Genomic DNA, 1,609 nt, shown 5'->3' with positions numbered 1-1,609 from the left:
CTGCCGGGCCGCGGCCCTCGACCGCGGTAGACCGATCGCAGCGCCCGTTCCCTCCATGCGTCGTCGGCGCAGGCCGAAGGCGGCCCGGGGAAATGGGCGCTCCCGCGTCCTGGGGCGGCGCTACAGGGATTCGTCGGCGGCCTTGTCCATGAATGACTGCAGTGCGGCCGGCTGCCCTTGTACCGCCTCCGTGAATTCGGTGTCGGCCTTCTTCACGTCGATGCCTTCGGGACCCTCGCCGTACCGGCCCGTCGCCATTTCCCCCACGCGCGAGGACCGCTTTTCGATCGTCGCCGGATCCCGGGGTCGGGGCGCCTGTGCCACGGGTGCGTCCTTGGCCTCGACGGATGGACCGCGGGGCACCAGCACACCTCGTGGCAGTCCCCGACCATGATCGGGGGCGGGAATCAGTGACATGCGTCACGGTGCGCACGTCGGCGTCGGCCTTTCTTGACGGAGTGTTAACCCGTCGACATTTCGATATTTGTCCCTTTTGGAATCGACATTCCCCTCTCCGCCGGAAACGGAATACGAGGACTCGCGGAGCCCGTCCCCGACCGGCCAGGTCACAGCCGTTTCTGATGACTCATCAAACGGTTGCGGGAGTGACCAAATCGTGATGATGCACGATCACTGGCCTGTTTCAAGCCGCGTGCCGACCGCCCCGGCCTCGTGATCAGCGGAAACTTGCCAGGCCATTCAGAGGGTTTTAAGAATGGCGGCCTCTTCGGTGCCCTGCGATTCCGGCGCCGGAAGCTTCGCGATCACTGAATGAGGTCAGGCATGCAGAAGCATCGGAAGAAGACGTCCTACAAGAAAATAGTCATCGGCGTCAGCGCGCTGGCCCTCGTGGGTGTTCCCACTGCCGCCATGGCCTGCTTCGACGGTCAGGACAACGGCGACGAGCGGACGCGGACCGCGAGCCACCAGCAGCAGCGCCCGTGGCAGTGGGCGCCCTCGGCCACCCCGAGCACCCTGGCGCCCGTGGACGCCCCGCTCCCGGCCACGTCGCCGAGCGGCAGCCCCGCCGAGGCCTCTCCCCGCACCCCTGCGGCGCCCGAGACGACGCCGCCCGTCGTGGAGACCACGCCGCCCGCGCAGCCCCGGCCGGCGAAGCCTCCGGTCGCCACGAAGAAGCCCACCACGGCGCCCCAGCCGTCCAAGCCTGCCGCCCCGCCGGCCTCCGGCGACGTGGCCCGGGTGCTGGCGCTCGTCAACCAGGAGCGCGCCTCGGCCGGATGCCAGGCCGTCTCCCTCAACGCGAAGCTCACGAAGGCCGCGCAGGACCACAGCGCCGACATGGCCTCCCACAGCAACATGTCCCACACCGGCTCCGACGGCTCGGACCCGGGCACGCGGATCACCCGCGCCGGGTACACGTGGAGCACGTACGGCGAGAACGTCGCCTACGGCTACAACACTCCCGAGAAGGTCATGGAGGGCTGGATGAACAGCCAGGGCCACCGGGAGAACATCCTGAACTGCTCCTTCAAGGAGATCGGTATCGGCCTGGCCCAGCCCGGCTCCTACTGGACGCAGGACTTCGGCACGGCGCGCTGACCCCACGCCGGCCCGACACGGACGCGACGGACCGCGGACCCTCTGAGGG

Annotated in this window: 2 protein-coding genes; one reads left to right on the top strand and one right to left on the bottom strand. The window is 68.8% G+C overall.

Annotated elements, in window-relative coordinates; translation table 11 throughout:
• Positions 1-120 precede the first annotated feature (120 nt).
• Complete coding sequence (locus ACWGIU_RS37490) at positions 121-324, bottom strand: hypothetical protein (protein WP_453712525.1); 204 nt, start codon at positions 322-324, stop codon at positions 121-123.
• A gap of 459 nt (positions 325-783) precedes the next feature.
• On the opposite strand from ACWGIU_RS37490, the gene ACWGIU_RS37485 reads away from it, so the two are divergent.
• Positions 784-1,560, top strand: coding sequence for a CAP domain-containing protein (locus ACWGIU_RS37485; RefSeq protein ID WP_453712524.1), 777 nt, complete (start codon positions 784-786; stop codon positions 1,558-1,560).
• Positions 1,561-1,609: the final 49 nt, after the last annotated feature.

The organism is Streptomyces sp. NPDC054840, assembly GCF_053611065.1.
Note: the sequence above shows the minus strand (reverse complement) of the source record. Positions and strands in the feature narration are given on the sequence as shown.